The sequence below is a fragment of the Bartonella jaculi genome, assembly GCF_039543045.1.
GTDB classification, from domain to species: Bacteria; Pseudomonadota; Alphaproteobacteria; order Rhizobiales; family Rhizobiaceae; genus Bartonella; species Bartonella jaculi.
Window position 1 is genome coordinate 1 of the sequence record NZ_BAABIZ010000071.1, and the last position, 2,869, is coordinate 2,869.

Annotated in this window: 1 protein-coding gene; it reads right to left on the reverse strand. The window is 34.9% G+C overall.

Annotated features, from left to right (window positions below; genetic code table 11):
* Positions 1-393 precede the first annotated feature (393 nt).
* Positions 394-2,869: type ISP restriction/modification enzyme (locus tag ABD915_RS09190; RefSeq protein WP_345117590.1), on the reverse strand; the 2,476-nt coding region annotated here is incomplete at its 5' end.

The following is a 2,869-nucleotide window of genomic DNA, read 5'->3' on the forward strand; positions in this document are numbered from 1 at the left end:
ATATTGAAGGGAGTTTTGAAGGTATTTTGAGGGTTTTAAACACCTTCAAAACCTATATATAATTCTCTTTAAAGAGAGCTTTTGAAAAGGATAAAGCTATCATTTTAGATTACGGTATAATCTTTTAGAGGCAATCTAAATGACAGTGTCTAAAATTGCAAATGATTTCTTTTTAGAATAACGCATGATAAATTATTCCTTTTAAGATTATAGGTAATCAACTTACAAGATGATACGTTTATAGAATTTACAAAAGTCCATTAAAGGGATTCTCATAACGTAATTCTTTCCTATCTTAGTTATCTCATAACAGATGATAAAATGGCTGTTATTTAAACTGATACATAAGAGACCTTAATAAGATTAGCATGCCCATTATGTGAGCATGGCAGTCTATTCAGTTTCTCTAATTTCTAATTTTGGTAGGTTCTTAACAATCTTCATTGTTTCTAAACTTACCGTAATAACCCTTTGAAATAATTCCAATGGATAAGCAGGGTTGCCAATGGTTTCAACAGCATAACGATTGGCATCATTCACAATACCACTTTTTTTATCGGTCTTAACACATTGACGCCCCATAACCCATTCAAGAGCAGGTTTGCCATTTACAATATACTCATAAGCTTCAAGAGGGATATCTGTCATTGTGATATTACGATTATAAATAACAGTCGATTTATCCTTTTCCTTGCTATTCCCAGAAAATCTCATTTCTGTTACGTAATAGAATTCTTTAGGATTAGGGATATCAGTCTGCTTAGGATTGCCTTTTTTAAATGTCACTGGATAAGGCTCTACATCTTCATAATTCACGTGCAAATGACCAAGTTCACGCCCCGCTGTCACAAATTTCCAAAAGTCTTCAGCACTCTTTACACAAGGGATACGAGGCAATTCTTTGCATAAATTATGAGCATAACGGGTACGATAATCTTCTGAATGTAAAATCCCATAAACATAATAAAACAGATCATCTTTCGTGATAGTTTCATTAGGATAAGCCGCTTGGAAATGGGCTAAACCCTCATCCGTAATGGCATCACGCCGTTGTAAATCAGTATTGTTGCTTTCTTCTGTAGAGTTCGTAAATAGATGAGATTGTTTGTTATGTTTATCTTTTGAAGCTTTATCGACTTCATAAATATAACGTGGAAAGCATTGACTATTATCAATTACACATACGTCAGGAATATTCTTCGTCATAAGTACAGAAAAGCCACTCCTTGATCCCATAGAAGCAACTTGAATCACCTTATTTTCAGCTGCTTTTCTCATAGGGAATATCCGCGTTTGATAAGCACCATCGCAGTTTAGAGAAGAATCGCTATAAAGCCATTGTCGTATAAAAGGACGATACAAGCTTTTAGTAAGGTAATTTGCCTCAAAATTGAAAGACTTTCCTTTTACTAGATCTCGTTTAAGATTATAACTCCAACTGATTTTTCTTTCATCTGAATTAACAAAATCATTCGCAAAGTTTGCGCGTAACTTATGATCAACATGTCCATAAGCATCATTAAAACGTTCTACTTCACTATTATAGAAAACAATCATATTATGCATATTATTTGCCGCTACCTCACGGCTTGAATTATACGCCCAAGCATCACGACTCGTCATAATGCCACGAGAAAATATTGCAAATAATTTCTTACTATGCCCTTTCTTAACACCTAAAGCTAGGAATGTTTTAAAATTATCATCACGTTGATTGATCCAATCCCCATGCTCGTCTGGTGTAATCGTTTGCCAGCTTGATTTATTTGTAATGCCAGTAATGCTACCAAAATACTCAAGAGCAGTAAGTTTTTCTTTTGTCGTTAGATTGCTTCCAATGTCGTGATAGTAAATTTTACAATCTCCAGAAGCATTAGGATTTTTGATAAATAGTGTTACGGCGATACCGGTCATACTTCCATTACCAAAAACATTTTCTCCTTCTTTGGCTTTCCCATTGCTTAACATATTTTTACGAATATCCCCCCGTAAATTAAGAACATAAATACTCGTAAATTCTTTGGCTAAAGATTTTCGTAAACTGTCCATTGTTGATTTTTCTACGTAACCCGAACCAGAAACAAAGCCGATTACTCCAGCATTACCAATACGGTCACTAGCCCAGCGAATAGCTCGAATATAACTGTCATAAAGCGCTCGTATATTCGTAACTTTCGATTGAGCAGCATAAGTCTCACGAATACGGTTATCTAGTATGGGATAAGGACTATTTTTTGCATTGTCGTTTTCGTTTTTTTGTCCTACCGAATAAGGGGGATTTCCAAAGATAACCTTGATATCCAGATTTTTCTGATGCTCTAAATATTCGCTGTTTTCTTTAAATAATTTTTGTAGCAGACTTTTTTCTTCAAGCATCCGAAACGTATCGGTTAAACCAATATGCTTGAACGGTATATAATCTCCTTTCATAAGACTATGATAAGTCGATTCAATGTTAATCGCTGCTATGTAATAGGCAAGTAAGACAATCTCGTTAGCATGAATATCATGACGGAACTTATATTCCATATCCTCTGGTTTGATGAGATTTGATTGTAAAAGCCGTGTGATAAAGGTACCAGTTCCAGTGAAAGGGTCAAGAATAGAGACACCACGTGACCCTAGACTTTTTCCAAATTCATTACGCAACACATCATCAACAGAATGAATGATAAAATCGACAACCTCAACGGGCGTATAAACAATCCCAAGCCTATCCGTGGTTTTCTTAAAAGCCTTGGTAAAAAAACTTTCATAAAGCTTGATAATAAGATTCTGTTTTGCATGAGTTTCGGTAATACCTGCTGTACAGAAGGTGACACTTTTGTAAAATTTATCAAGCTCTTTCGTTTTTTCTTCGATATTCGTT